This is a genomic window from Nostoc cf. edaphicum LEGE 07299 (assembly GCF_015207245.1).
Lineage (GTDB): Bacteria > Cyanobacteriota > Cyanobacteriia > Cyanobacteriales > Nostocaceae > Nostoc > Nostoc edaphicum_B.
The window spans coordinates 1-3,517 of record NZ_JADEXF010000666.1; the positions used below are offsets into that span (position 1 = coordinate 1).

Annotated in this window: 4 protein-coding genes; all 4 read right to left on the bottom strand. The window is 43.3% G+C overall.

The window, feature by feature from the left end; all coding sequences use genetic code 11:
- Window positions 1–96 precede the first annotated feature (96 nt).
- Entirely contained in the window at window positions 97–1,056 is a 960-nt protein-coding gene (locus IQ229_RS18635; RefSeq protein WP_194046257.1) for a ribonuclease Z, read from the bottom strand.
- A gap of 169 nt (window positions 1,057–1,225) precedes the next feature.
- A complete protein-coding gene (locus tag IQ229_RS18640; protein WP_194046258.1) occupies window positions 1,226–2,194 on the bottom strand; it encodes a caspase family protein in 969 nt (322 codons plus the stop codon).
- A 31-nt stretch (window positions 2,195–2,225) separates the two neighbouring features.
- A complete protein-coding gene (locus tag IQ229_RS18645) occupies window positions 2,226–3,149 on the bottom strand; it encodes a hypothetical protein (RefSeq protein WP_228013556.1) in 924 nt (307 codons plus the stop codon).
- A gap of 13 nt (window positions 3,150–3,162) precedes the next feature.
- A partial coding sequence (locus IQ229_RS18650; RefSeq protein ID WP_194046262.1) for a GUN4 domain-containing protein occupies window positions 3,163–3,517 on the bottom strand: 355 nt, incomplete at its 5' end.

Here is a 3,517-nt window from a genome sequence, read left to right on the forward strand (position 1 = left end):
ATAATAAATCTAAAATCTAAAATCGTTAGACTGAGCGTAGCCGTACCCTTCCGGGGAAGCAAGCTACACGTAGCGTTCCACAGGAAAGTCCAAAATTTAAACGCTTACCTTGGTTAACTCTACTTCCCGTCGTCTGGGTACTTCATGAATCATAAAATCGTAAGCCATATCAGTACGGGGAAAAATAGCACGAGCTTCCTTGAGGAGATCCTTCAACTCCAAGGTATTTCCAGGAGCATAGCGGGGACTGAAATGACTCATAATCAGTCGATGCGCCCCAGCAGCTAAAGCTGTTTGCGCTGCCATTGTGGTTGTGGAATGCAACCGCTGGAAAGCCATCTCTGCATCTTGATGGGCAAAGGTTGCTTCGTGAATTAATACATCGACATCATCAGCTAATTGCACTGCGCCATCACAATAAATCGTGTCTGTACAATAGGCAATCTTTCGACCGATTTCTGTAGGGCCACACAATTGGGTGCCATCAATCACCCGTCCATCCGCAAGGGTAACTGTTTCACCCCGCTTGAGTTGACCGTAAACCCGACCAGGAGGAATTTGCAACGCCTTAGCTTTTTCTACATCAAAGCGTCCGGCTCGGTCTTTTTCGGCTACGCGGTAGCCAAAAGCTGTAATCCGATGATGCAAATTACCGCAGCTAACGGTGAAGTCATCGTCTTCATAAATTATCCCTGGACGGATGGCGTGAACTTTGATTGGGTAAGAAAAATGCGTGTAGGAATAACGTGAGGCGGATTGAATGTAATCATTTAATCCAGGTGGGCCATAGATATCAATTCGTTCCACATTGCCAGCCAAGCCGCAAGTAGCAAGAAGTCCCATCAAGCCAAAGATGTGGTCGCCGTGCATGTGGGTGATAAAAATTCGGGAGAGTTGACTGATTTTCAGTTCACTCCGCATAATTTGATGCTGAGTACCTTCGCCACAGTCAAATAACCACAGTTCTGCTCTTTGGGGTAATCTCAGAGCGACACTGGAAACATTGCGCGATCGCGTGGGTACACCGGAACTCGTCCCTAAGAATGTTATCTGCACAGTGTTCTTTAGTCTTCCTATTGCTCAATTTGCAGCTCTATTTTCTATAGTGGCACGGTTATTGAGCAAAATATTTAGGACTTATGCAAATCAAGCAAAAAGCAGGGCATTTCCATCTCAAGCGGCTTAAGGCAATTTGCGTTTGTTTTTCCCAAGCGATCGCAAGTGCTTAGGCTTTATCACCAATATGGATACCTTCAGCTTTTTGAATATTGATGATATATTTGCCGTATTGATAGATATTTTTGGCAATTTGGTTAATCTTCTGAGTCGCTTCAGGCTTAACAGCTTCCCATCCTTTCTCAGGCAACCCCTTACCACCCCTAAGCTTGGCAATGACAAAATCTTCAGTCCCCATATCAAACCAGGGATTTTGTTCAGCACCGTGAAGTCTCTTAGCACTTTCAGGTACTGCTTTGCCTAAATAGTGCATCAGATTGGAAACACGCACCTCGGTATCACCTGGCTTATTGTCTGCCCCTTGCAGTGCCTCAAGAAAGTGATAGGTGTAGATACTGTTAAACTGATCTTTAATCCAGGACTTTTGCTCACCTCTAGATGAGGTAAACACAACTCTACCTTTCCCCTGCTTCAGGGCATCAATTAAGCCCTTTGCCTCCAACGGTGGCACTTCTGTAAATCCCGGTGGCAACTTAGGAGGAGCAACAGCTTCACCCTCCTTAGAAGTTGCCATTCCTGCTGCATGACAACAATCCAAAACAACTAGCAAGCGTTCAGACTGAATTTGGCGCAAGGCATTGGTGAAGTCTTCTGATGACAGGGCAGAACCCGGAATATCAAACGGATCGATGTTGTGTTGCAACAGGTAGTAATGATTGTTAGATGTTTCTAGCCACCCATGTCCAGAATAATAGACCAGTGCAGTAGCTTCTGAATCAGCTTCTGTCTTTGTTTTCAACCACTTCAAACCCTCCAATATCTCACTGCGAGTTGCCTTTTCGTCGTTCAATACTCGAATGTGGTCTTCATTGTTAGGATAGGCACAGAGATCGGAGTTAATAAGAGCCGCATATAAGGATTGAGTATCCTTCACCGTGACTGGTAGGGACAGTTTTGGGTAAGCAGACTCACCAACTCCAATCAATAATCCATAACCATGATTGAATATTTCAGCCATATCAATGATTCCTCAATTACACATTGCTAGATTATGCTTCATAGCGACTGACCCGAAACACTAAATAGTTGTAGGGTAGCGTTTCCAAACGGTCTGCTTTATGCACGATCGTACCGATATCGGGTCGATACTCCCACTTGTGCCATTCGATCGCCGTCTCACTGGGAACTTGTGCAGCAATATAGTTGCCTTCTTTGAGCCGAATTCCCATTGCCGCATTCTCAAAATCTAGCCCCAGATAGAACTTCTGGACAGGGACATTTTCAGTCCGTCGGGCTAGTGCTTTCACCACTCCTAACGTGATCTCCGTGAAAGGGGCGATCGCAGGTTGAGCAGTCGTTAACAAACTCAACCCACTCTGAAATGGCGGAGATTCTAAAGCGGCTAAAATTGCTTGGTCGGTTTCATTATTGACATTGACGGTAGAACACTCAAAGGCAACACCTTGAGAACCGACATTCAAGCCTATAAAAATGGGGTAACCTGCAATACTGGCCATTTGTCCCTCAGCTACTCGGTAAGTCTGACTAAATGTCACACTCTCCTGAGAATCTGCCACCTGATTGCGGGCAGCAAAGCTTACCATAATGTTATGAATACCTCTGCCTGGATATTTATAAACTCGCAGACGATCGAGACGGATATTAATACGTTTGTTCTTTAATGTTGTATCTGCTGCGATCGACCCTGGATATTCGATCACTTGAGGCTCTGTCGAGCCTGATTGTCGCAGCGCGATATAGCCAAACTGATGGGTTGTCTGCATCCAGGGCTGTTGTTTAATCAGTCCAAAAAAGCGCAATAGTTCATCAGGACTTTTAGATCGATCCGATCGATCCGACAGTTCTAAGATACCTTCACCAATCTGGTCTAGCTTTGCGGTTAAGCTACGGCTGTCATACTCTCCAACGAGCTTAATATCGCTAAAAACAGTTATTAATTCTTTATTTTCCACAGGTTCTTTCACATTACTTAGAATCTAAAGCAATCAATCTTACTAAAAACTGTTTAGGATTAATAATATAAGGCTTCCAAAAAGGTAAATGTCCTTCAGGAGCATCAATATCAAATATTATATCGTTATCTGATTTCCAACTCAAAAAATCAAGAAAAAATAATCCTAAGAATGCTCTTTCTTTCCATCCAACATTTTCGCAAAAAGTTTCATAGTCTTTATCTACTGTGATAAAAATATCTCTTTGTTTATGAAAGCTAAATCTACCCTTACTATATACATCCCACAGCACATCAATTATTTTTATTTGTAGTAAATCAATTTCAGTAATTTTTGGCATCAATTCTGGATCTTGTCTTATATCTTCT